The sequence below is a fragment of the Sphingomonas sp. P2_B6 genome (assembly GCF_056404755.1).
The window spans coordinates 18,845-41,111 of the sequence record NZ_JBFUDK010000026.1 but is presented as its reverse complement, the minus strand read 5'-3'; the positions used below and the strand labels follow the sequence as shown (position 1 = coordinate 41,111).

The 22,267-nt window shown below is 66.0% G+C and carries 18 protein-coding genes; 12 read left to right on the top strand and 6 right to left on the bottom strand.

All coding sequences use genetic code 11. The features are described from left to right. A partial coding sequence (dxs, locus tag AC1DX5_RS23415) for a 1-deoxy-D-xylulose-5-phosphate synthase (protein ID WP_478017675.1) occupies window positions 1-1,331 on the bottom strand: 1,331 nt, incomplete at its 3' end. A gap of 162 nt (window positions 1,332-1,493) precedes the next feature. Continuing rightward, complete coding sequence (locus AC1DX5_RS23410; protein WP_478017673.1) at window positions 1,494-2,273, bottom strand: citryl-CoA lyase; 780 nt, start codon at window positions 2,271-2,273, stop codon at window positions 1,494-1,496. A gap of 110 nt (window positions 2,274-2,383) precedes the next feature. Between AC1DX5_RS23410 and AC1DX5_RS23405 the strand changes: the two genes are divergently transcribed. The 7 genes from AC1DX5_RS23405 to AC1DX5_RS23375 all read left to right on the top strand — a co-directional run bounded on the left by AC1DX5_RS23405 (window position 2,384) and on the right by AC1DX5_RS23375 (window position 10,037). Beyond that, window positions 2,384-3,532, top strand: a complete 1,149-nt coding sequence (locus AC1DX5_RS23405; RefSeq protein ID WP_478017671.1) for a CaiB/BaiF CoA transferase family protein — start codon at window positions 2,384-2,386, stop codon at window positions 3,530-3,532. 61 nt (window positions 3,533-3,593) lie between these two features. After that, window positions 3,594-4,406 carry an IclR family transcriptional regulator domain-containing protein gene (locus tag AC1DX5_RS23400; protein WP_465170333.1) on the top strand — a complete coding sequence of 271 codons (813 nt, stop codon included), beginning with the start codon at window positions 3,594-3,596 and terminating at the stop codon, window positions 4,404-4,406. A 197-nt stretch (window positions 4,407-4,603) separates the two neighbouring features. Continuing rightward, window positions 4,604-6,811 (top strand): TonB-dependent receptor, encoded by a 2,208-nt coding sequence (locus AC1DX5_RS23395; RefSeq protein WP_465170334.1) that lies wholly within the window; start codon window positions 4,604-4,606, stop codon window positions 6,809-6,811. Window positions 6,812-6,836: 25 nt separating this feature from the next. Further along, complete coding sequence (wrbA, locus tag AC1DX5_RS23390) at window positions 6,837-7,454, top strand: NAD(P)H:quinone oxidoreductase (protein ID WP_478017670.1); 618 nt, start codon at window positions 6,837-6,839, stop codon at window positions 7,452-7,454. A 22-nt stretch (window positions 7,455-7,476) separates the two neighbouring features. Continuing rightward, window positions 7,477-8,028 carry a VOC family protein gene (locus AC1DX5_RS23385; protein ID WP_465170336.1) on the top strand — a complete coding sequence of 184 codons (552 nt, stop codon included), beginning with the start codon at window positions 7,477-7,479 and terminating at the stop codon, window positions 8,026-8,028. A gap of 36 nt (window positions 8,029-8,064) precedes the next feature. Then, the gene (locus tag AC1DX5_RS23380; protein WP_465170337.1) at window positions 8,065-8,859 is read left to right on the top strand and encodes an alpha/beta fold hydrolase; all 795 of its coding nucleotides are present in this window, start codon (window positions 8,065-8,067) and stop codon (window positions 8,857-8,859) included. Window positions 8,860-8,900: 41 nt separating this feature from the next. Continuing rightward, complete coding sequence (locus AC1DX5_RS23375) at window positions 8,901-10,037, top strand: cobalamin-independent methionine synthase II family protein (protein ID WP_478017666.1); 1,137 nt, start codon at window positions 8,901-8,903, stop codon at window positions 10,035-10,037. A gap of 90 nt (window positions 10,038-10,127) precedes the next feature. Here AC1DX5_RS23375 and AC1DX5_RS23370 read toward each other — a convergent pair whose 3' ends face one another. Then, window positions 10,128-10,850, bottom strand: a complete 723-nt coding sequence (locus tag AC1DX5_RS23370; RefSeq protein ID WP_478017663.1) for an NAD(P)H-dependent oxidoreductase — start codon at window positions 10,848-10,850, stop codon at window positions 10,128-10,130. 135 nt (window positions 10,851-10,985) lie between these two features. Between AC1DX5_RS23370 and AC1DX5_RS23365 the strand changes: the two genes are divergently transcribed. Genes AC1DX5_RS23365 through AC1DX5_RS23355 form a run of 3 tightly spaced genes read left to right on the top strand, consistent with a single transcriptional unit; the run spans window position 10,986 to window position 13,778 of the window. Then, a complete protein-coding gene (locus AC1DX5_RS23365; protein WP_478017660.1) occupies window positions 10,986-12,041 on the top strand; it encodes an alpha/beta hydrolase in 1,056 nt (351 codons plus the stop codon). A gap of 23 nt (window positions 12,042-12,064) precedes the next feature. Next, entirely contained in the window at window positions 12,065-12,994 is a 930-nt protein-coding gene (gene prpB / locus AC1DX5_RS23360; RefSeq protein ID WP_478017659.1) for a methylisocitrate lyase, read from the top strand. A 49-nt stretch (window positions 12,995-13,043) separates the two neighbouring features. Further along, window positions 13,044-13,778: an SDR family oxidoreductase gene (locus AC1DX5_RS23355; RefSeq protein ID WP_465170342.1), complete on the top strand. Its 735-nt coding sequence runs from the start codon at window positions 13,044-13,046 to the stop codon at window positions 13,776-13,778. 571 nt (window positions 13,779-14,349) lie between these two features. Here the strand turns inward: AC1DX5_RS23355 and kce are convergent. Next, complete coding sequence (gene kce / locus AC1DX5_RS23350) at window positions 14,350-15,291, bottom strand: 3,5-dioxohexanoate:acetyl-CoA acetone transferase (protein ID WP_465174582.1); 942 nt, start codon at window positions 15,289-15,291, stop codon at window positions 14,350-14,352. Between the two features lie 334 nt (window positions 15,292-15,625). On the opposite strand from kce, the gene AC1DX5_RS23345 reads away from it, so the two are divergent. Next, a complete protein-coding gene (locus AC1DX5_RS23345; RefSeq protein ID WP_478017657.1) occupies window positions 15,626-16,522 on the top strand; it encodes a helix-turn-helix domain-containing protein in 897 nt (298 codons plus the stop codon). A gap of 20 nt (window positions 16,523-16,542) precedes the next feature. On the opposite strand, the gene AC1DX5_RS23340 is transcribed toward AC1DX5_RS23345, so the two are convergent. Next, window positions 16,543-17,823, bottom strand: coding sequence for an MFS transporter (locus tag AC1DX5_RS23340; RefSeq protein WP_465174584.1), 1,281 nt, complete (start codon window positions 17,821-17,823; stop codon window positions 16,543-16,545). Between the two features lie 338 nt (window positions 17,824-18,161). Here AC1DX5_RS23340 and AC1DX5_RS23335 point away from each other — a divergent pair, with 338 nt between their 5' ends. After that, window positions 18,162-21,140 (top strand): TonB-dependent receptor domain-containing protein, encoded by a 2,979-nt coding sequence (locus AC1DX5_RS23335; protein WP_478017656.1) that lies wholly within the window; start codon window positions 18,162-18,164, stop codon window positions 21,138-21,140. A 184-nt stretch (window positions 21,141-21,324) separates the two neighbouring features. Here AC1DX5_RS23335 and AC1DX5_RS23330 read toward each other — a convergent pair whose 3' ends face one another. Continuing rightward, the gene (locus tag AC1DX5_RS23330) at window positions 21,325-22,248 is read right to left on the bottom strand and encodes an amidohydrolase family protein (protein WP_478017654.1); all 924 of its coding nucleotides are present in this window, start codon (window positions 22,246-22,248) and stop codon (window positions 21,325-21,327) included. Window positions 22,249-22,267: the final 19 nt, after the last annotated feature.

Genomic DNA, 22,267 nt, shown 5'->3' with positions numbered 1-22,267 from the left:
AAGGTCGCGAGATAGGTCACATCGAAGCTGCCGGCATGCGTCGCGCCGTCGGCACCGACCAGGCCGGCCCGGTCGATCGCGAACCGGACCGGCAGATTCTGGATCGCCACGTCGTGCACGACCTGGTCGTAGGCGCGCTGCAGGAAGGTCGAGTAGATCGCACAGAATGGCCGCATGCCCTGCGCGGCGAGCCCGGCGGCAAAGGTCACCGCATGCTGCTCGGCAATGCCGACATCGAAGAAGCGCTCGGGATAGGCCTGGGCAAAGGCATCGAGCCCGGTGCCAGAGGGCATCGCCGCGGTGATCGCGCAGATGCGTGGATCGGTGGCGGCTTCCTGGACGAGCGCTGCGCCGAACACATTCTGGTAGGCCGGCGGTCCCGGCGGCGCCTTGGCCTGGGCACCGGTGATCACGTCGAACTTCTGCACGCCGTGATATTTGTCCGCCGCCGCCTCGGCCGGCGCATAGCCCTTGCCCTTCTTGGTCACGACATGGACCAGGATCGGGCCTTCCTCGGCATCGCGCACATTCTCCAGCACCGGGATCAGCTGGTCGAGATTATGCCCGTCGACCGGGCCGACATAATAAAAGCCCAGCTCCTCGAACAAGGTCCCGCCCATCGCCATGCCGCGCGCGAACGAATCGGTCTTCTTCGCCGCCGAATGCAGCGGCCGCGGCAGCTTGCGCGCCAGGCGCCGCGCCAGCTCGCGCAAGGACAGGAACTCCCGGCTCGACACGATGCGYGACAGATAGGCCGACAGGCCCCCCACCGGCGGCGCGATCGACATGTCATTGTCGTTGAGGATCACGATCAGCCGGTTGCCCGCGCTTTCCGCATTGTTCATCGCCTCATAGGCCATGCCCGCCGACATCGCCCCGTCGCCGATCACCGCGATCGCCTTGCCCGGCTGRTCCTTGATCTTGTTGGCGATCGCAAAACCCAAAGCCGACGAGATCGAGGTCGACGAATGCGCCGCACCGAACGGGTCATATTCGCTCTCGCTGCGCTTGGTGAAACCCGACAGCCCCCCGCCCATGCGCAGCGTRCGGATCCGGTCCCKGCGSCCGGTCAGGATCTTGTGCGGATAGCATTGGTGACCCACGTCCCAGATCAACCGGTCGCGCGGCGTGTCGAACACATAATGGATCGCCGTCGTCAGCTCGACCACGCCRAGCCCCGAGCCGAGATGACCCCCCGTCACCCCCACCGCCGCAATCGTCTCCGCCCGCAACTCGTCGGCCAGCTGCCGAAGCCKGGTCGGGGAAAGCGCCCTGAGATCCGCGGGCGTATGAACCGTGTCGAGCAACGGGGTCTTGAAATCGGGATTCATGTAAAACCGGATCTCCTCTTGCCCCCTTCCTAATCGAAGCGACCGCACACGCAACGTAAGACGTCACCGCACGGCAACAACCGGACGCTGGGCGGCCCCAGCATGCGTGAACGGCAAGGCGGTCCGTTCAGCCGCGGTGTCGCTCGTGCCCATCAGGCACGCTCACTCCCCGTCATAGCTGATCGCCGATGCGGCCGCGCCGGACAGGATGAAGCCGATCGGCCGATCGGCCTCCTCCTGGAGATGGCCGATCAGACTCGCCGTGCGGGCGAGCAGCGAGATGCCCTTGAGCGCGCCGACCGGGAAGCCGACGTCGAGCATCACCGCGGGAATCGCGCCGTTCACGTTGATCGGCAGCGCGCGGCCGAGCGTGCCGGGCAAGGCGTCGCGGATCGCGTAGAGCATGCGAAGATGATCGCCGACGATGCCGTGCTGCTCGGCCAGGTCGAGCAGCAGCAGCGCGCGCGGATCGCCCTCGCTATGCTGGGGATGGCCGAAGCCGGGAATGGCGCGCTTGGTCTCGCGCAGCCGGCGGATCCCTGCCTGAGCGACCGAAGCCACACTGGCGCCCGCCGCGGCTTCGGCGACCAGATCGGCGTAGAAGCGCCCCGCGACCTCCGCGCTGCCCAGCACCACCGAGCCGCAACCGAGCAGCCCGGCCGCGACCGCCCCGTGAAAGGCCTCGGGCGCGGCGGCATAGGTCATGCGCGCGGCGACCACGCTCGGCACCAGGCCATGCTCGGCGATCGCGGTCAGCACCGCATCGGCGAAGAAGCGCTGCACTTCGGTCGGCGCCTTGCCCGTCACCAGCAGCCAGAAATAGCTGGTAAAATCCATCCGGCCGATGATCTCCCCGCACAGATCGCGCCCGCGCACCGTGATGCTGGTCGCGTCCGACGTGCAGATCGCCGAATGGGGCGCATCCTGTTTGCCAATCCGCATCGTCTCTGCCCTTTTACAACACGCGCCCGCGTAGACGGGCGCCGAGTTCGATTTACGAAGTTGATTTCGTATATCGAAGTTTCTATGCCGTGCGGCAAGGAGTAGTCAACATGGCCAAGCCGCTCGCCGATGTCACCGTGCTTGAAATGGGGACGTTCATCACTGGCCCGGCGGCGGGCATGTTGCTGGCCGATATGGGCGCGGACGTCATCAAGATCGAACGCCCCGATGGCGGCGATCCGTTCCGCGCCTTCAACGGCGGTCTCTACAGCCCGCATTTCCAGACCTATAACCGCAACAAGCGCTCGATCACGCTCGACACGCGCGACGTGGACGATCTCGCCGCGTTCGACCGCATGGTGGCCGGGGCCGACATCTTCATCCAGAATTTCCGCCCGGGCGTTACCGCCAAACTTAATGTCGATGTCGCGCGGCTGCAGGCGATCAATCCCCGGCTGATCTACCTGTCGATTTCGGGCTTCGGACCGACCGGACCGGACAGCGACCGGCCCGCTTTCGACACGGTCGCTCAGGCGGCCAGCGGCTTCCTGCGCCTGCTGATCAATCCGGAGAATCCCCGCGTCGTAGGCCCGGCGCTGGCTGATGCGGTGACTGGATTCTACGGCGCCTATGGCGTGCTCGCCGCGCTTCATGAGCGCGAGACGACCGGCAGGGGGCGCCACGTCGAAGTGTCGATGTTCGAGGCGATGGCGCATTTCAACCTCGACGACTTCACGCATTATTTCTCCGAAGGCGAGGTGATGGGCCCCTATAGCCGGCCCAACGTCTCGCAATCCTATGTCTTCCAGTGCAGCGACGGCGGCTGGATCGCGCTGCACATGTCGTCGCCGCAGAAATTCTGGGACAATCTCGCCGAGGCGGTCGGCCAGCCCGACATGCTCGCGCGCCCGGAGTTCGGCAGCCGCGCCGCGCGGATCGAGAATTACGAGAAGGTCGCCGCCTTCCTCGCGCCGATCTTCGCCACCCGCACCCGCGCTGACTGGTGCGGGGTGCTGGAGCGGCTCGAAGTGYCGCATTCGCCAGTCTATTCCGCGCCGGAGGTCATCGCGACCGACCAGGCGAAGCATCTGCGTCTGTGCGTCGAGGACCCGGCCGGGCCGCACGGCGCCTTCCGCACGATCCGATCGCCGGTGCAGTTCGACGGCGAGGCAATGCTCGAGGTGAGCGCCCCGCCCGTACTGGGCCAGCACAACGCGGCCCTGCTGGGGGACCGCACCACGGCAGCCGTCACCGAATGAGCGGCGGCGGGCCGGGATGGCGCCCGCTTGCCCTGTGCCGTTCCGAACAGTAACGCAGGGCATGCCCGCGACCGAGAAGCCGCCCAAGGACAGCGAGTATCTCTCGACGCTCGAGCGCGGCCTGCGCGTGTTGCGCGCGTTCGACGCGGCCCATCCGGAAATGCAGCTGAGCGAGGTCGCGCAGCTGACCGGGCTTAGCCCGGCGGTCGCGCGCCGGTGCCTGAACACGCTGGTGCAGCTGGGTTATGTCGCTCAATATGGCCGCAAATTTCTGCTGCGCGCTGAAGTGCTGACCTTCGGCACCAGTTATCTGTCGTCGATGAACGTGGAACAGGTCGTGCTGCCGCCCCTGCAGCGGGTGCGCGACGATACCGGCGACAGCTCGTCCATGGCCGTGCTGTCGGGCGACGACATCCTCTATGTCGCGCATGTCTCCACCACGCGCCATCTGCGCCTGGGCGCGACGGTGGGCACCCGCTTCCCCCTTCATGCGACATCGCTGGGCAAGGTGCTGCTCGCCTTCCAGGACGAGGCGGTGATCGCGGCCTATCTCGACCGCGCGAGGATGACGCGGTTCACCGAACGGACCGTGACCACCACGGAGGGCCTGCAGGCGCGGCTCGCGGCCGCCCGCACCACGGGGTATGATTCGGCGCTGGACGAACTCGATTACGGGCTGGTCTCGGTCGCCGTACCGGTCTTCGACGCCCGGCGGCGCATCGTGGCGGCAATCAACTGCTCGACCTCGACCACGCGCATCTCGCAGGACGAACTGGTGCGCACCCGCCTGCCCTTGCTGCGCGACGCCGCGGCCGAAATCGGCAACGCGCTGCAGCGTTGGCCCGCGCTGATCCACTCGCTGCATTCCGGCTGAACCGAACCCTATCACGCCATCGTCATAGCTCTGCCCGCCCCGGCCACGATGTCGGCGCGCGGAGGACTTTTGTCATCCCAAACTTCGCATATCGAACTTGACTTCGAATGACGAAACAATCACTCTGCCTCCAGGAGACAGGCGCGGGGACTCTTGCAAAAAAAGGGCACGCGCCGGGATTGGGGAGGAATCGGGTGATGAAACCGGCGATCTGGACGGCGATCAGGATTAGGACCTTGCTGGCGGGATCGGTCTCCGCGCTCACATTGGCGGTCGCGGTGCCGGCCGCCGCGCAGGAAGCGCCGGCGCCGACCGAGGCTGCCGAACCCGGCAACGACATCGTCGTCACCGCGCTGCGCCGCGACACCAGGCTTCAGGACACGCCGGCCGCGATCACCGCGTTCGATTCGAAGACGATCGAAGCCGCCGGCATCGACAAGCCCGCCGACTTCATCGCGCTGACCTCCAACGTGCAGCTGATCGAGACGCAGAATGTCGGCAACGCCTTCGTCATCATCCGCGGCATCACCCAGAACCGCAATTCCGAGCCGTCGGTCGCGGTCGTCGTCGACGGCGTGCAGCAGGTCAACGCCGCCGAGTTCAACCAGGAACTGTTCGACATCGACCAGATCGAGATCCTGAAGGGCCCGCAGGGCGGTCTCTACGGACGCAACGCGATCGGCGGCGCGATCGTCATCACCACCAAGCAGCCGAGCGACACGCTCGAGGGCCGCATCATGGCCGGGATCGACAATGGGTTCGGCTATACGCTTCGCGCCGGTCTCAGCGGCCCGATCAGCGATACGCTCAAATTCCGCCTGTCGGGGTCATGGCGCGACACCGACGGCTATATTCCCAACACCTTCCTCGGCAAGGACGCCGATCCGGTGAAGGATTTCTCGGTCCGCGGCAAATTGCTGTGGGAGCCGACCGACAATTTCAGCGTCGACCTGCGCGGCTTCGTCTCGCTACTGAAGACCCAGGCCTTCTACTACAACATCGTCAACGACGTGAACGACGTGAGCCTGCCGGTGCGCGTCAACAATGCCGGCATCGACAATCGCGACATCTACAATGTCTCGGCCAAGCTCGACTACAAGGCCGACTGGGGCTCGATCCGGTCGATCACCTCCTACGACAAGGTCTCGGAGATCCTGACCGGCGACGCCTTCAATTTCCTGCCCATTCCGGAATCGCTGTTCTTCAGCCTGCTCGGCTTCGACCTCAACCAGAGCCAGTTCCTCGACGTCCGCGCGATCAGTGAGGATCTGCGGATCTCGTCGCCGGACAACCAGCCGCTCGAATGGTCGCTCGGCACCTATCTCATCCACACCGATCGCTACATCTCGACCGGCAACATGGTCGATACCGGCAAGGGCGTGTTCCCGGTCTATCGCACCCCGAGCACCAATCCGCTCAACCCGCAGGCGACTTTCCTCGCCGACAGCCAGGATAATTTCGCCTGGGCGGTCTATGCCGGGCTCGGCTATGAATTCTCCAAATCGCTCAGGATCGACGGGTCGCTCCGCTACGACCACGACAAGCGCAGCAACACCACGCTGACGCCGCCTGCCTTCATCCCGGTGGTAACCGGCTTCCCGGCCGGCACCAGCGGAGAAGTGCGCGACCGGTCGTTCTCGTCATGGCAGCCGAAGGTCACGGTGACGTGGAAGCCGGTGAAGAACCTCACGCTCTATGGCGGGTACAGCCGCGGCTTCCGGTCGGGTGGCTTCAACCAGACCGGCGTCGGCGCGGTGGCGGCGGGCACCGGCGTGGTCGGCGTCGGCGACATCTATGAGGCGGAAACCGCCGACACGTTCGAGCTCGGCTTCAAGAGCACGCTGTTCAACAACCTGATGACCTTCAACGGCAGCGCCTATACGACCAAGTCGAAGAACGGCTATTTCTTCGTCTTTCTCGCGGCCAACTCGACCCAGAATCTCGGCAACGTGCCCGAGACCCGGCTGCGCGGCTTCGAACTCGAAAGCGCGATCCACCCGGCGCGCGGCCTGGATTTCAATGTCGGGCTCGGCTTCACCTATTCGGAGATCAAAAAGTTTCCCGATCCGACGGTGATCGGCAACGAAGCGCCGTTCATCTCGCGCTATACCCTCAATGCCGGCGGGCAATATGAGACCCGGCTCGGCGCAAGCGATCTCAAGGCGCGGCTGCGGGTGGATTATCGCCGCACCGGCCGCACCTGGTTCGACGTGACCAACTCCACGTCGCGCGACCCGGTCGACGTGGTCGACACGCGGCTCGCGCTCGACGGCGGCGCATGGACGCTCACGGCCTTTGCCAGCAACCTGTTCGACAAGAAATACAATGCCGAATTCTCGCCCGGCGGCTTCGTGTTCAAGGCGCGGCCGCGCATCTACGGGCTTGAGGGGACGGTCAAATTCTGAAGCAGCCCCAATTGAAGGACCATAAGTGACTCGCATCCTGATCCTCTATTATTCCTCCTACGGCCATATCGAGACGATGGCGCGCGCGGTCGCCGAAGGCGCCGCGGGCGTCGAGGGCTGCGAGGCGGTGCTGAAGCGCGTTCCGGAGACGATGGGCGAGGAGCAGGCACGCGCCGCGGGCATGAAGCTCGACCAGGAAGCGCCGTTCGCGACGCCGGGCGAGCTGGCGGATTATGATGCGATCATCTTCGGCACGCCGACCCGCTTCGGCAACATGGCCGGGCAGATGCGCACGTTCCTCGACCAGACCGGTCCGCTCTGGGCCACCGGCGCGCTGATCGGCAAGGTCGGCAGCGTGTTCGCCAGCACCGCCAGCCAGCATGGCGGGCAGGAGACGACGATCACCTCGTTCCACACCACCCTGCTTCACCATGGCATGGTCGTGGTCGGCCTGCCCTACAGCTTCGCCGGCAACGCGATCATGACCGAGATCAGCGGCGGCACGCCCTATGGCGCGACGACGATCGCCGGCGGCGACGGCAGCCGGCCGCCCAGCGACAACGAACTTGCCGGTGCCCGATTCCAGGGCGATCATGTCGCCAGAATTGCCCGGAAGCTCGCCGCATCCTCGCCCGCCAACTGATCGAAACGACAGGAGCCGAAACATGACCGTTTCCCCATCCAGCCGCCTGCACCACACCGCCTATGTCGCCAAGGACCTCGAGGCGACGCGCCATTTCTACGAGGATATTCTCGGTTTTCCGCTGGTCGCCACCTGGTGCGAGCAGGAAGACCTGTTCGGCAAGGAACGGACCTATTGCCATTGCTTCTTCGGCCTTTCCGATGGCAGCGCGCTGGCCTTCTTCTCCTTCGCCGACGCTGACGACCAGGCCGAGTTCGGCCCCGAGCTTCCGTCGAGCCCGTTCCGCCACATCGCCCTGAACGTCGACGCCGCGGCCCAGGCCGATCTGGAGCGCCGGATCGTCGAGGCGGGCATCGAGCCGCCGGGGACCTATATCCTCGAACATGGCTATTGCCGATCGGTCTATGTGGTCGATCCCGACGGCATGATCGTCGAGTTCACCCGCGACGCGGACAAGGCCGACGAGATCAACGCGATGCGCCTGAAGGATGCGCATTCCGAGCTGAAGCGCTGGCTCGCGGGCGATCACCGGCCGAACAACGACGTGCGCCACATCCTCGAAGACGCGCAGTGAAGACGAGCGGCCGCATCGACCCGGGGTGCTGAACCCATGCTTCCTGGCGCGGCCGCGCGGACGATGATCGATGTCGATGTCGGGGACGGCGTGCTCCACACGCTCGTCGCCGGCACCGGACCCGACATGGTCCTGCTCCATGGCTGGACGCTCGATCATCGCAGCTGGCTGCCGCAGCATCCGCTCGCTGACCGGGCGCGGCTGGTCATGCCCGATCGGCGCGGCTTCGGCCGGTCGACCGCGCCGCCCGATCTCGCTCGCGAGTGGCGCGACGTGGATCGTCTCGCGCGCGCCGGTCGCTTCGTGCTGGTCGGCCTGTCGCAGGGCGCGAGCGTCGCGCTCGATTATGCCCGCCACCGGCCCGAACGGCTGAGCGCGCTGGTGCTGGTCGGCGCGCCGCTGCACGGCGTCGTGCCCCAGGGCGACGACGAACGGGACATCCCGCGCCCCCGCTATGCCGACATGATCCGGGCCGGGCGGCTCGCCGCGATGAAGGCCGATTGGGCGACGCATGAGCTGATCGAGGCCGCCGAGCCTGCCCGGCCGCTGCTCGATGCCATGCTGGAGGACTATGACGGGCGCGATCTGCTGGCGGCGCCCGCCCCAATCACGATCGGCCGCGACGACATCGCCGCCTTGCCGATGCCGGTGCTGGCCGTCGCCGGCGCGGGCGACACCGCGTGGCGGCGGCGGGTCGCCGCCTTTATCGGCGCAACCGCGCCCGCCGGCCGCGTTATCGGCGTGGATGACGCCGGGCATCTCTGCAATCTCGACAATCCCGTCCAGTTCAACGCGATCCTCGCGGATCTCCTCGTTTCGCTTCCCCACTGAAAGGCCGCCCCGATGTTCCTCCTCCCGCCGATCCCGCGCGCATGACCGCCGGCCGCTTCCTCACCACGCATGTCGGCAGCCTGCCGCGCCAGGACGATCTGATCGCGCTGATGTTCGCGCGGGAAGAGGGGCTGCCGCTCGATCCCGTGGCGGTCGATGCGCGGATCGAAGCCGCCGTCCGCCATGTCGTGACCAAACAGGCCGAAGCCGGCATCGACATCGTCAATGACGGCGAACAGTCCAAGCCGAGCTATGCGACCTATATCAAGGACCGGCTCAACGGCTTCGGCGGCGCGGGCAACAGCTACGTCTTTGCCGACGTCGAGGATTTTCCGGGCGTCAAGCAGCGCATCTTTGGCGATCCCGGCCGCAGGCACCGCAAGACCCCGGCCTGCAATGCCCCGATCTCGGTGAAGGACATGACCGCGGTCGAACAGGATACCCGCACGCTCAACGCCGCGCTCGCGCCGCATCCGGGGCGGCAGGCATTCATGAGCGCCGCCTCGCCGGGGGTCACCGCGCTGTTCTTCGCCAACGACTATTATGACAGCGACGAAGCCTATCTCTTCGCGCTCGCCGAGGGGCTGCGCCACGAATATGAGGCGATCGCCGCCGCCGGGATCATCCTGCAGGTCGACTGCCCGGATCTGGCGATGGGCCGCCATACCCAGTTCCGCGACCTGACCCTCTCGCAGTTCCGCGACCGGATCATGCTCAACATCGAGGCGCTCAACCACGCCACCGCCAACATCCCCGAACGCCAGCTGCGCATGCATATGTGCTGGGGCAATTATCCGGGGCCGCACCACTGCGACGTGCCGTTCAAGGACATCATCGACCTGGCCTGGCGCGCGCGGCCGCACGCCATCCAGTTCGAGGCGGCCAACCCCCGCCACGCCCATGAATATGAGATGTTCGAGGGAAGCGGCGTGCCGGAGGGCAAGATGCTGATCCCGGGCGTGATCGAATGCCAGTCCAGCTATATCGAGCATCCCGAGCTGATCGCGCAGCGGATCGGGCGCTATGCCGATCTGGTCGGGCGCGACAATGTGATGGCCGGGATCGATTGCGGCTTTTCGGTCCATGTCGGCTCGGGCGGGGTCGATCCCGACATCGTCTGGGCAAAGCTCGCGGTGCTGGCGGAGGGGGCGCGGCTGGCGAGCGCGCGATATTGGTAGAGGCAGCCGGCGATGCAACGATCCGGATCGCCATTGAATCGATCGACGACACATTCCCAGCGGGACGAAATATCGCGCCTGGCGCGCAGGTCAGACCGGGCTTTTCCAGTCGCGCGCGCCGACCGCGTCCAGCAATGTCGCGGAGGGCGGGATGGGCGTGGCATCGACCGGGTGCGCGAGCAGCGCCGCGACCCGGCCGCGCAGATCGGCGATCATCTGCCGGCGATCGGCATCGTCGCGGCGCGCGACGGCGTAGCTGACCTGCGGCGCGACGAGATCATAGCCGAGATAGCCGAGGAACAAATGCTGGGTCGGCCATAATATCTTGTCGATCGCGCCATAGTCGCCCTCGTCGGAAAATCGCTGGGGCGTACCGCCGGTGGTGACGCTGATCAGGCTGCGCCGACCGTGGAACAGCCCCGACTCGAAGCGCGTACCATCGGCATAGGCGACACCGTAAGCGCCGACCCGGTCGATCCATCCTTTCAGCATGGCGGGCGGGCCGCCCCACCAGAGCGGGAATTGCAGGATCAGCAGATCGGCCCGGCACAGCCGCTCCTGCTCGCGCCGTATCTCCGGGACGAAACCGCCCGACAGCGCCGCGGCGCGCTGCTCCGACTGGTAATGGAAGGCCGCCGGATTCTGCACCTCCACGAAGTCGAGCGGCCCGCCGACCGCACCGAAAGTGTCGCCATACAGGTCCGACACGACCACCTCGTGCCCAAGCGCGCGCGCCTCATCGGCGGCGGCGTCGCGCAGGGCGGCGTTGAACGATACCGGGGAAGGATGCGCGTAGACGATCAGGACATTCATGGCGTTCTCCCCGCTTCATGCCGTACCGGCAGCAACACTTGCTTCCGTCGCGTCCGGCGGACAATCGCCTTGCGTCCGACGCTGATACCGGTAACTGTGAGCGGGTGAAACCACAATGCAGCCAGGGGAAGCGCGATGATCGAGACGCCGGTCGGGAAGCATATGGGCCGGCGGAACTGGGCACGCCGCGCCAGACTGGTCGCCGCGCTGGCCGGCATCGTCGCCGGCTCGGCCCTGGCCGCGACGCCCGCCCCGATCACGATCGCCCGGCAGGGCTCGTTCGAGGCCGGCGGCCGCGTCATCGGCGGCGGCGACCAGACGCTGTCGTGCGACCATGGCCATGTCGAATATCAGATTCCGGTCAATCCGCGCGCCGTCCCGTTGTTCCTGTGGCACAGCTCCAGCGCGGCCGTCTGGCAGCGCCGCTGGGATGGCGGGGAARGATTCCAGAGCATTTTCCTGCGCCGGGGTTTCGCGACCTATGTCTGGGACGGACCGCGCGTCGGCCGGGCGAATTATGGTTGTGTCGACTATAGCTACAAGGCGCGGATCGGGCAGGACCAGGGCAATTGGACGGCCTGGCGGCTGGGGCCCCGCGCCGGCGAGTGGTTCCCTGGCGTGCAGTTCCCCAGGGGCGACCAGGCGGCATGGGAACAGGCGACGCGAGCGCGCTACGACGAGTTCGACACCATCGCCAATGCCCAGCTCGAATCCGACGCCGCCGCCAAGGCGCTAGACCGGATCGGGCGATCGGTACTGGTCACCAATTCGGCCGGCGGCATGCGCGCGCTGCTGACGGCGCTCAAGACCGACAAGGTCGCCGCGATCGTCTCCTATGAAAATCCCGGCTTCGTCTTTCCCGAGGGCGAGGGCCCGCAGGACCCGCCCGGCGCCTTCGGTCCGATCCATGTGCCCGCCGCCGAATTCGCCAGGCTGACGCGCATGCCGATCCAGCTCGTCTGGGGCGACAATATCGACAAGTCGGAATTCTGGGCCGCCACCTACAAACAGGCCGAGGCGTTCGTGCGCATCGTCAACGCGCATGGCGGCAAGGCGGAGATGCTGCGCCTGTCCGACCAGGGGCTGCACGGCAACACCCATATCCCGTTTGCCGATCTCAACAATGTCGCGGTCGCCGACCAGCTGTCCGCGTTCCTGCGCAAGCATCGCCTCGACGGCCGTGGCCGCTGATGCCGCCAGACAAGGAAACCACCTTGCCCTATCTCCTCGCCGAGCAGCTTCCCACCGCCAGTGCCGGCCGCCGATTCCGCGACGCACTGGCCCGGCCGGGCATCTATCGCCTGCCCGGCGCGCATAACGGCCAGGCGGCCATCCAGGCGCGCAATGCCGGCTTTGACGGGCTCTATCTGTCGGGCGCCGCGATGACCGCGTCGATGGGCCTGCCCGATCTCGGCATCATCACGGTGGACGAGGTCGCCTTCTTCATCCGGCAGATCGTCCGCTCCTCCGGCCTGCCGCTGCTGGTCGATGGCGACACCGGCTATGGCGAAGTGCTGAACGTCATGCACATGGTCCGCACCTTCGAGGATGCGGGGGCGGGTGCGGTGCACCTGGAGGATCAGATCCTGCCCAAGAAATGCGGGCATCTGAACGGCAAGAAACTGGCCGACGCGCACGACATGGCCGCCAAGGTCGCCGCGGCAAAAAAGGCGGCGCGCGACATGGTGATCGTCGCGCGCACCGACGCGGCCGGCGTCGAGGGCTTCGACGCGGCGGTGGAACGCGCGCGCCTCTACGTCTCCGCCGGCGCCGACGCGATCTTCCCCGAGGCGCTGAACACGCGCCAGATGTTCGAGCGGTTCGCGGCGAAGATGCCCGGCGTCCCGCTGCTCGCCAACATGACCGAGTTCGGCAAGACGCCCTTCTATACGGCGGACGAGTTCGAGAGCATGGGCTACAAGCTGGTGATCTGGCCGGTTTCCTCGCTGCGCGTCGCCAATCGCGCGCAGGCGGACCTCTACGCGGCGATCGCGCGCGATGGCGGCGCCCAGAACATGGTCGCCCGCATGCAGACGCGCGCCGAGCTCTACGACGTGATCGGGCTGCACGATTATGAGGCGCTCGACGCCTCGATCGTCAGGACGATCGTGCCCGAGGGCATGGCGCAGGAGCGCGCCGGATAGAGCGGCCACGTACGGCATCCCAAGCATCGCACCGATCGAGGAGGAACGAATGGACAAGGGCGTCTTCATCATCACCGGCGGCAGCCGGGGGATCGGCGCGCAGGTGGCGGCGGAAGCCGCGCAGGCGGGCTATCACGTACTGCTCACCTATGCAGGGCGGGTCGATGCCGCCGATGCAGTGGTCGCGGCGATCCGCGCCAAGGGAGGCGAGGCAACCGCCGTCCAGGCCGACACCGGCAAGGCCGCGGATATAGCGCGTCTCTTCGCCGCCGCCGACGAGATCGGGCAGGTCACCGCCTTCGTCTATAATGGCGGCGTGACGGGCGGCACCGGGCGGCTGGAGGACCAGAGCGACGAGACGCTGGCGGAGGTCGTCGCGATCAACCTCACGGGTGCGATGATCGCGAGCCGGGAAGCGGTCAAGCGCATGTCGACCAGACATGGCGGCAGGGGCGGCGCGATCGTGCTGCTGTCCTCGCTCGCGGCGCGGCTCGGTATGCCGGGGCAGCATGTCTGGTACGCGGCATCGAAGGGCGGCGTGGATAGCTTCGCGATCGGCCTGTCGAAGGAGGTCGCGCTCGAAGGCATAAGGGTCAATGTCGTGGCGCCCGGCCCGATCGACACCGAGATCCATGCGCCCGGCCATCTCGATCGCATCGCCGATCTGCTGCCGATGAAGCGCGCCGGCAAGCCCGAGGAAGTCTCCGCCGCGATCATGTTCCTCGTATCGGACCGTGCGTCTTATATCTCGGCGGCAACGATCGAGGTCGGAGGCGCGCGCTGAGCGAGCGCGCGCCCGCGCCAGGAGTCGACGGGCCGACATGGATGTTGTGGGTCCGATCGCATCGAGAACAGGGTTCGCGCGGAGGCGCGGAGGCGCGGAGATTCTGCCGGGCGAATCAGCGTGCGCCTATATCCCCCTTTGATCGAAAGGTTGGCCGTCCCAATCGGGCCGCGGCCCCGGCCGGACCATCTCCGCGCCTCAGCGCCCCTGCGCGACAATCATACCGTGCCGCCCACGGGCCGATCGTGAATAAAGCCAGGCCTGGCGGCCTGGAACTGAAGTTGTTTGATATATTTGAATTCCGTCATGCTGAAACGAGTTCAGCATGACGTCAGGTTTGTATTGGAACGAACTTCGGATTCAGGGCATTAGAGTAGCTTGCATTAAATCAGAGCCACCACCACCCGTTCGTCCTGAGTAGCCATCGAGGTGCCGCGCAGCGGCGTATCGAGAGGGCGTATCGAAGGACAGGTTCCGCGCGACAACCTGTCCTTCGATACGGGCTCTCGATACGCCTTCGGCACCTCGATCCCTACTCAGGACGAACGGATCAGATTTAACGCTCGCCGCTCTAGAAATTGACCTGATCGCCACCCTTGAGGCCGAGCAGCTGGCGCGCCTCGTCGGGTGTCGCCACCTCGAGGCCGAGTTCGGTGACGACACGCACCATCTTGGTGACCTGCTCGGCGTTCGAGGTCGCGAGCTGGCCGCGGCCGATCGACAGGCTGTCCTCCAGGCCGACGCGGCAATGCCCGCCGAGCAGCACGCTCTGCGTGCAGAAGCTCATCTGATGGCGGCCCGCGCCGAACGCCGAGAAATGATAGTCGTTGCCGAACAGGCTGTCCGCGACCGTCACCATATGCGCGACGTTGCGCACGTCCGGCCCGATGCCGCCAAGGATGCCGAACACGCCCTGGATCATGAAGGGCGGCTCGATCAGCTTCAGGTCGGCGAAATGCGCCAGCGTATAGACATGGCTGATGTCGTAGCATTCGAACTCGAACCGGGTGCCGCCCGCCATGCCGACCTCGCGCATGATGCGCTCGATATAGCCGATATCATTGTACATGATCCGGTTGGTCGACCCGCGGACATATTCCTCTTCCCAGGGATGCTCCCATTTCTCGACCCGGTTGGCGGCGGCGCTGAAGTCGAAGATCAGCGGCCCCATGTTGAGCGAGGCGACCTCGGGCTTGAGCGTCTTGGCGGCTTCGATGCGCTGGTCGAGCGTCATCGTCGTGCTGCCACCGGTCGAGATGTTGATCGCGGCGTTGGTCGCCTGCTTGATCCGCGGCAGGAACCGCAGGAATGCCTCGGGCGACGGCGTGGGGCTGCCATCCTCGTTGCGCGCATGGAGGTGGATGATCGAAGCCCCAGCCTCGGCCGCCGCGATCGCCTCGGCCGCGATCTGGTCGGCGGTGACGGGCAGGTGGGGCGACATGGACGGCGTATGGACTGATCCGGTCGGCGCGCAGGTGATGATGACCTTGCGGTTCTTGCCCTGATTGAACATCTGTCCCTCCTCAGTCTGTTTTGCCGAGGCTCTTATAGCCCTGCGCGGCAAAGGTCTTTGACGTTTAAATACTCGTCGATACCAAGGTGCGATCCTTCGATGTCCGGATGCCTGTCGCTGCAAGAGCGCGCGCGATATTCGAGGCGCGAACTTGTTACCGGGACCAAAAACACCCTATGACGTGTGTGGCCTGCCGCGCTGAATCGACCGCGCGAACCAACGGCATGATTGATCGCGGCGCCACAAAATCCCATATGATATCGGAAAATGGGTTTAGCCCTGGCCGAATCGGGCACATCATGGAGGGGTTATGGCCGAGTGCAGGCGGGATCGGTTGACCGTTGAAGGCGATTTAGCCGCGCCCTCCGGCGGCACGGCCGCGGCGAGCGGCGAGCCGGCCCTCGCACGGGTCGGGCCGCTCGAGATTACCCGGCTCGACAATGTTCGCGGGCACATTTCCCTCCCGGGACAGGAAGGTGGATCGCGCGACAGGACCAGCACGATCCTGTTCCTGCTGAATGGCCGCGCGAGCCTGGGCCAGCTCGGCAACCATGTCCTGCTGTCCCCCGGCGACGCCAGCCTGCTCGACCATGCCGTGCCGTACGACCTCGACGCCGCCGAGCCGAGCTGCCTGTTGTCGATACGCGTGCCCACCCGCATGCTGCGGGATCATCTGCCTTCGCCCGAATGGCTCTGCGCACGCCGGCTGCCCGGCGGGAACGGCATGACGGGCCCGATCGTCGCGATGATCGGCGCGCTGTTCGGCGGCGGCGATGCGCTCAGCGAGCCTTATCAGCTGCGCGTCGCCCGCCATGTGCTCGATCTGGTCGCGACCTCCTATGCGATCGCGTTCGAGGCGCAGGAGGCCAGTTCCTCGATCATCGTCGGACGGCAGGCAGCGGTGAAGCTCTACATCGAGCAGCATCTGCGCGATCCGGGCCTCACGCCCTGCTCGATCTCGACCAATCTGCGCCTGTCGTCGCGCTATCTGCGCCTGATCTTCGCCGCGAACAGCGAGACGGTATCGGCCTATATCCTGCGCCGCCGGCTCGAGGAATGCGCCAAACAGATCGCAGACCCGCGCTGGCGCGGCCATTCGATGACCGAGATCGCCTTTGCCTGGGGCTTCAACAGCGCGCCGCATTTCACGCGCAGCTTCCGCGACCGCTTCGCCACCGCGCCGCGCGACTATCGCCGCGCCCATCTCGACGGCGCGCGGATCGCGGCGTAGCGCGCCACGCCCGTAAGGGCTCAGTGAAGGGCGCCAATGTCGCGCAGGTCGCGCCCGCGGGTTTCGGGAAGCAGCAGCGTGGCGACCAGCGCGCACGCCATGCCGATGACGCCCATGATCGTCATGCCGATGCTCAGCGTCATACCGGCGCCGATCAGCACCGCGCCCTGGATGAAGATGAAGCTCGTCGCCCGCCCGAAATTATAGGCGAAAGCCTGGGAGGTGGCGCGCACCTCGGTCGGGAACAGCTCGCTGAAATACGGCCCGAATGCCGCGTAGATGCCGAACTGGAAAAAGCCGTAGACCATGCCCGCCGGCAGGAGCGTCCAGGCCGAATTGCCGAGCGGCAGATAGAGATAGGCGATCACCGCCAGCACGAAGCCCAGCGCGAAAATCCTGAAGGTCGCGCGCCGGCCGAAACGGTCGGCGATATGCGCGTTGACGAGGAAGCCGAAGAAGCCGCCGACACTGTTCAGCAGGACGAAGAGCCCGGCGACGCTGAGCGACAGGCCGCGTTCCGTCACCAGAAAGGTCGTCAGGAACGACGTGACCGCGAAGGCGGCGCCCTGCGCGCCGGTCGACAACAGGCAGGCGAGCGCCGTGGTCGGCAGCAGATCCCGTCGCAACATCGCGAACGGGTGGCGGCCCTTGGTCGCCTTGGTGAACAACGGCGATTCGTCGCCGTGGCGGCGGATGAAGAAGGTCAGCAGCGCCGGCGCCAGCCCGATCCAGAACACGACGCGCCAGCCGAGCCATAGCGGCATCAGCCCCGCGACCGGGCCGGCGAGGATCGCGGCCAGGCCGGAGCCGACGGCATTGGCGCTCTGCATCGTGCCCAGCGCGCGCCCGCGCCAGGCCGGCGCGATCATCTCACCGAGCAGCACCGCGCCGACCGCCCATTCCGCCCCGAAGCCGAGGCCCTGCAAGGTGCGCAGGATCAGCAACTGTTCGTAATCCTGCGCAAAGCCCGACAGAAACGAGAAGACCGAGAACCACAGGATGGTGAGCTTGAGGATCCGCGCGCGCCCGAAGCGATCGGACAGCCAGCCGCCCGCCCAGCCGCCGATCGCCGCCGCGAAGAAGTTCGCCGACACGATGCTGCCCGCCTGCCCGATCGTGAGGCCAAGCGCCGCGATCAGCAGCGGCACCATATATTGGTAGATGAGGCCATCCATCGCATCCAGGCCCCAGCCGAGGAAACAGGCCCAGAACACCCGCCGGGTCCTGCCGTCGGCAAGGGTGTACCAGCCGAAGAAGCTGCTCGTGTCGGGCTCGGCTGCTGGGGACTCGGTGGGCGCCATGCGGAACCTCGTTCAAGGGGGCAACGACGGGGCGTCGCGGTCAAATCTCCGGAAGGACCAGTGTATCCGTCCGTGATCCGCTCACTTTTCCGAGGCGGCAGGCATAGTTGCAGACCGACGCAGCGAACACGCGATCGATCAAGCGTCGAGGCCGGCGATGCCGGAACGCGATCAAGCCATGGTTTCACTATGCCCGGTTAAGCATTGTGGAGATCAAATAAAGATGCCTCTCGGAGCATTTCGACGCTAAGAAACATCTCTAGCATCAGATACCGGTAACAACTGGATCATGAGCGTCCTCCCACGGTCGGGGGACGCCGAACATAGGGAGGGGAGTGATGTCCAAGATCAGCTTTCTGCTTCGCACCTCGGGCGCGGCAATCGCGTTCGCCGCGATCGTCAACGGCCCGGCCGCGATGGCCCAGGCGCAGGCGGCCGACCCGCCCGCCACGGCGGCCCAGGCCCAGCCGGCCGATGTCGCGCAGGCTGACACCGCCGACGAGACCGCCAGCGAGATCATCGTCACCGGTTCGCGCCTCGGCCGCGCCGGCTACGACGCGCCGACACCCGTCAACGTGGTCGGCCAGGAGCGGCTGAAGCAGCTCAACATCCAGAACATCGCCGACGCGCTTAACCAGATCCCGTCGTTCCGGCCGATCAACGGACCCTCGACCAATTCCTTCCGCGTTTCGGGCGCGATCGGTGCGCGCACGCTCGATCTGCGTGGCCTGGGCGCCACGCGCACCCTGACGCTGATCGACGGACGGCGCTTCGTGTCGAGCAACGACAACAGTACCGTCGACCTCAACAGCATCCCCAACATCGTCGTGCAGCGCGCCGAGGTCGTCACCGGCGGCGCGTCCGCCGCCTATGGCGCGAACGCGGTCGCGGGCGTGGTCAACCTGATCCTCGACACCAAGCTCAACGGGCTCAAGGGCGACGTGAATGTCGGCGTCACCGAGCGTGGCGACGGCCAGACCTATTATGCCGCGCTCGCCGGCGGCACCGATTTCTCGGGCGGCCGCGGCCATGTGATCGCGGCGGTCGAATATGCCGAGGAAAAGGGCCTCGGGCCGTGCGAGGTCCGCTCCTGGTGCCGGAAATACACCAACTATGTGTCCAATCCGGGCTACAACACGACGACCCGGACCAGCACCAACGGCCTGCCCGCGACGCTCGTGCTCGACGGCGTCAACTTCGTCTATAACGACAACGGCATCCTGGTCGGCGCGACCAAACCCAACGGCTCGGGCGGCACGATCACGCTCGGCCAGCAGGTGCTGAACGTCGGGGCGACCTCGCTGCCGAACGCCCTGCGCGGCAAGCAGTTCGACGCGAACGGCAATCTCGTCCCCTACACGTTCGGCAATTATCTGAGCGGGTCATTCCAGCAATTCCCGAGCGGCAGCGACCCGACCCAACCCTATCTGCTGGGCCTCACGCCCTCGCCGCTGGTGGTGCCGACCAAGCACGTCTCCGCGATGGCGCATGCCGATTACGACCTGACCGATTCGATCACGGCGTCAGTCGAATTCATGTATTCGCGCGTCGTCGGCGGCCCGGCCCGCTCGACCCCGCCACTCGACGACCGCACCGCGATCGACATCAACAATCCCTATATCTCCGCCCAGACGCGAGCCGCGATCCTCGCGGCCGATCCGGCGATCACCAACATCCTCGTCAGCCACGCGGCGTTCGGCCTGTCGCCCGACGGCCTGGCGATCGGCACGAGCACGAACACGACCTATCGCGGCGCCTTCAGCCTCAAGGGCGATCTGGGCAGCGGCTGGGCATGGGATGCCTATTACACCTATGGCCAGGTCGACGGCAGCGTCGTCAGCTACAAGACGCGCACCAAGGAATGGAACAACGCGGTCGACGCGGTGCGGGTGACGGCGGCGAATGTCGGCACCTCCGGGCTCGCGATCGGCAGCATCGTCTGCCGCACGACGCTGACGGTGCCGACCAATGGCTGTATCCCCATCAACCTGTTCGGCACGATCAGCCCGGAGGCCGGCGCGCGCTATCTCCGCACCGCGACGCAAAGCCGCAAGTTCGAACAGCATGTCGTCGCGGCCAATCTGCGCGGATCGCCGTTCAGCACCTGGGCCGGCGAGGTCAAGGTGGCGGCGGGCGGCGAATATCGCAGTGACACGGCGGAGGGCAACGCCGACCCGCTGACCCTGTCGGGCGCGTTCATCCAGGCGGCAACCACCGTGCTGCCCTTCACCAAGACGACGGTGACCGAAGGCTATTTCGAAGCCGGCGTCCCGCTGCTCAAGGATTCGGCGCTGGGCAAGGCGCTCGATGTCGACGGCGCCGTGCGCTACACCAAATATAATAATTTCGGCAATGCGACGACCTGGAAGCTGGGCGCGGTCTATACGCCGATCTCCGACATCACCTTCCGCGTCACGCGCTCGCGTGACATCCGCGCGCCCACCGCACTCGAATCGAGCCCGAACGCGACCACCACCCAGCTTCCGCTCGCCGATCCGTTCGTCGGCGGCACGACGCTGCAGCTGGTCGTCGCCGGCGGCAACCCGAACCTGAAGCTGGAGCGCGGCAACACCTTCACCGCGGGCGTGGTGCTGAAGCCGAGCTTCGTCCCGCGGTTCAACATGTCGATCGACTATTACGACATCAAGGTGGACGGCGCGATCGACTCGCTGACGCCGGCGGTGATCGCGACGGCCTGCCGCAACCAGAACCTGCTGTGCAACCTGATCCAGTTCAATCCGAACGGATCGATCAACACGATCTTCACTACCTCGCAGAACCTCAGCCAGCTGCACGCCGAGGGTTTCGAACTGGTGGCGGATTATCGCATCCCGGCGCTCGGCGGGAATATCGACCTCCAGGTCAACGGCAATTATGTGCTCGATCTGTCGACGACCGGCGCGACCGGCGTGGTGACCCAGCTCGACGACGTCACCGGCAATGCCGGCTCGGTCACCAACATCCAGGGCGTGCCGCGCTGGAAGCTGGACGGCGTGATCAGCTATTCGCGGCCGAGCTGGGGGATCAGCGCGCATGGCCGCTATATCCCCGAGGGTATCCTCGATTCGACCAAGATCGGCCCGGAGCAGGAGGGCTATGACATCAACAACCCGAACAGCATCACGACCAACAAGGTCGACTCGCGCTTCTACATGGACCTGTCGGCGCACATCAACGTCGCCAATGTCGAGTTCTTCGCGAGCGTGAACAATGTGTTCGACAAGGGCGAGCCGAAGCAGCTGCGCTTCTTCGGCAATGGCCTGCACTTCGACCCGTTCGGCCGGGCCTTCAAGTTCGGCGTACGCGCGAAATACTGATCCTCACCGACAAGGGGAGGAGGCCCGGGCGAGCAGCGCAGCTCACCCGGGCCTTTTCTTTTTTGCAGGGGTGCGGGGAACAGGCACGAAAGGAAACGGCGGCCTCGCGAGGATCGCGAAGCCGCCGTCAGGTCGGTCAGGCCTTGAACGAACAAGGGCCGGGCGTCGCCGCCCGGCACTCCCCTCAGCCCTTCCAGCCGAGGAACACCCGGCGCCCATTGTCGTGCAGCACCCTGCGGCGCTCCTCCTCGGTCAGCAGCCTGGTCGACTCCTTCGCGCGCGCGACCATTTCCTTGTAGCTGCCCGAGGACGTGCCGATGTCGGACCCCCACATCAGCTTGTCCGGGCCGTAATAGTCGACGGCGCGGCGCAGCACCGCCTCGGGCGCGATGCCCTTCTCGCGGATGAAATCCATGTTCAGCGAGGTGAATTTATAGGTGATGTTGTCGCGCGCCCTGAAACCGTCGAACCGTGCATCGATGCCGAAATCCGGCTGGGTGACGTCGGGCAGGAAGACGTGATCGAGCACGATGCGCAGCTTCGGAAAACGGTCCGCCATCGCCTCGATCACCGGGATCAGCACATCGGCGCCGCGCGCCGGCGCCTCGATATCCACCAGCAGCCCGAGATCATTGGCGAGCGTCCACGCCTCCAGCGCCGAGGGCGAGCTCAGCCACTTGCTCTTGTCCGTCACGCCCACCCCGAAGAAGCGGATGCCGATGATGCCGCGCGCCGCATCGTCGCGGATCATCTGCGGCGTCTCCGGTGCCTGCGGATCGACGATGATGATCGCGCGCATCTCGTCGGGGAAGATGTCCGCGGCATCGACGATATAGCTGTTGTCGGTGCCGTAGATCATGCCCTTCTGCACGGCGGCGATGCCGACGACATTCTCTTCCGCCATCCATTTGTGCATCTTCTCGGCGCTGGGCTTTTCGTTGATCGGATTGGGCCCGTGCATCCCGCCCGGCTTGCCGATCGTGCCGGGGCCGAACACCGATCCTTCGACCGCGCCCTCGCGAAACGGGTGGGTGCGCGGGTATTTCTCGAGATCGTCGGACACCAGATGGGCATGGGCATCGTAGATCGGGCCAGCATAGTCAGACATGACAATTCCTTTCATTCAA

Bases quoted from the DNA above. Each gene is read 5' to 3' on its own strand.
- AC1DX5_RS23330 (WP_478017654.1), bottom strand. From the start codon at position 22,248: ATGTCTGACTATGCTGGCCCGATCTACGATGCCCATGCCCATCTGGTG.
- AC1DX5_RS23355 (WP_465170342.1), top strand. From the start codon at position 13,044: ATGGACAAGGGCGTCTTCATCATCACCGGCGGCAGCCGGGGGATCGGC.
- kce (WP_465174582.1), bottom strand. From the start codon at position 15,291: ATGTTCAATCAGGGCAAGAACCGCAAGGTCATCATCACCTGCGCGCCG.
- AC1DX5_RS23380 (WP_465170337.1), top strand. From the start codon at position 8,065: ATGCTTCCTGGCGCGGCCGCGCGGACGATGATCGATGTCGATGTCGGG.
- AC1DX5_RS23370 (WP_478017663.1), bottom strand. From the start codon at position 10,850: ATGAATGTCCTGATCGTCTACGCGCATCCTTCCCCGGTATCGTTCAAC.
- AC1DX5_RS23395 (WP_465170334.1), top strand. From the start codon at position 4,604: ATGAAACCGGCGATCTGGACGGCGATCAGGATTAGGACCTTGCTGGCG.
- AC1DX5_RS23340 (WP_465174584.1), bottom strand. From the start codon at position 17,823: ATGGCGCCCACCGAGTCCCCAGCAGCCGAGCCCGACACGAGCAGCTTC.
- AC1DX5_RS23410 (WP_478017673.1), bottom strand. From the start codon at position 2,273: ATGCGGATTGGCAAACAGGATGCGCCCCATTCGGCGATCTGCACGTCG.
- AC1DX5_RS23385 (WP_465170336.1), top strand. From the start codon at position 7,477: ATGACCGTTTCCCCATCCAGCCGCCTGCACCACACCGCCTATGTCGCC.
- AC1DX5_RS23375 (WP_478017666.1), top strand. From the start codon at position 8,901: ATGACCGCCGGCCGCTTCCTCACCACGCATGTCGGCAGCCTGCCGCGC.
- AC1DX5_RS23400 (WP_465170333.1), top strand. From the start codon at position 3,594: ATGCCCGCGACCGAGAAGCCGCCCAAGGACAGCGAGTATCTCTCGACG.
- AC1DX5_RS23335 (WP_478017656.1), top strand. From the start codon at position 18,162: ATGTCCAAGATCAGCTTTCTGCTTCGCACCTCGGGCGCGGCAATCGCG.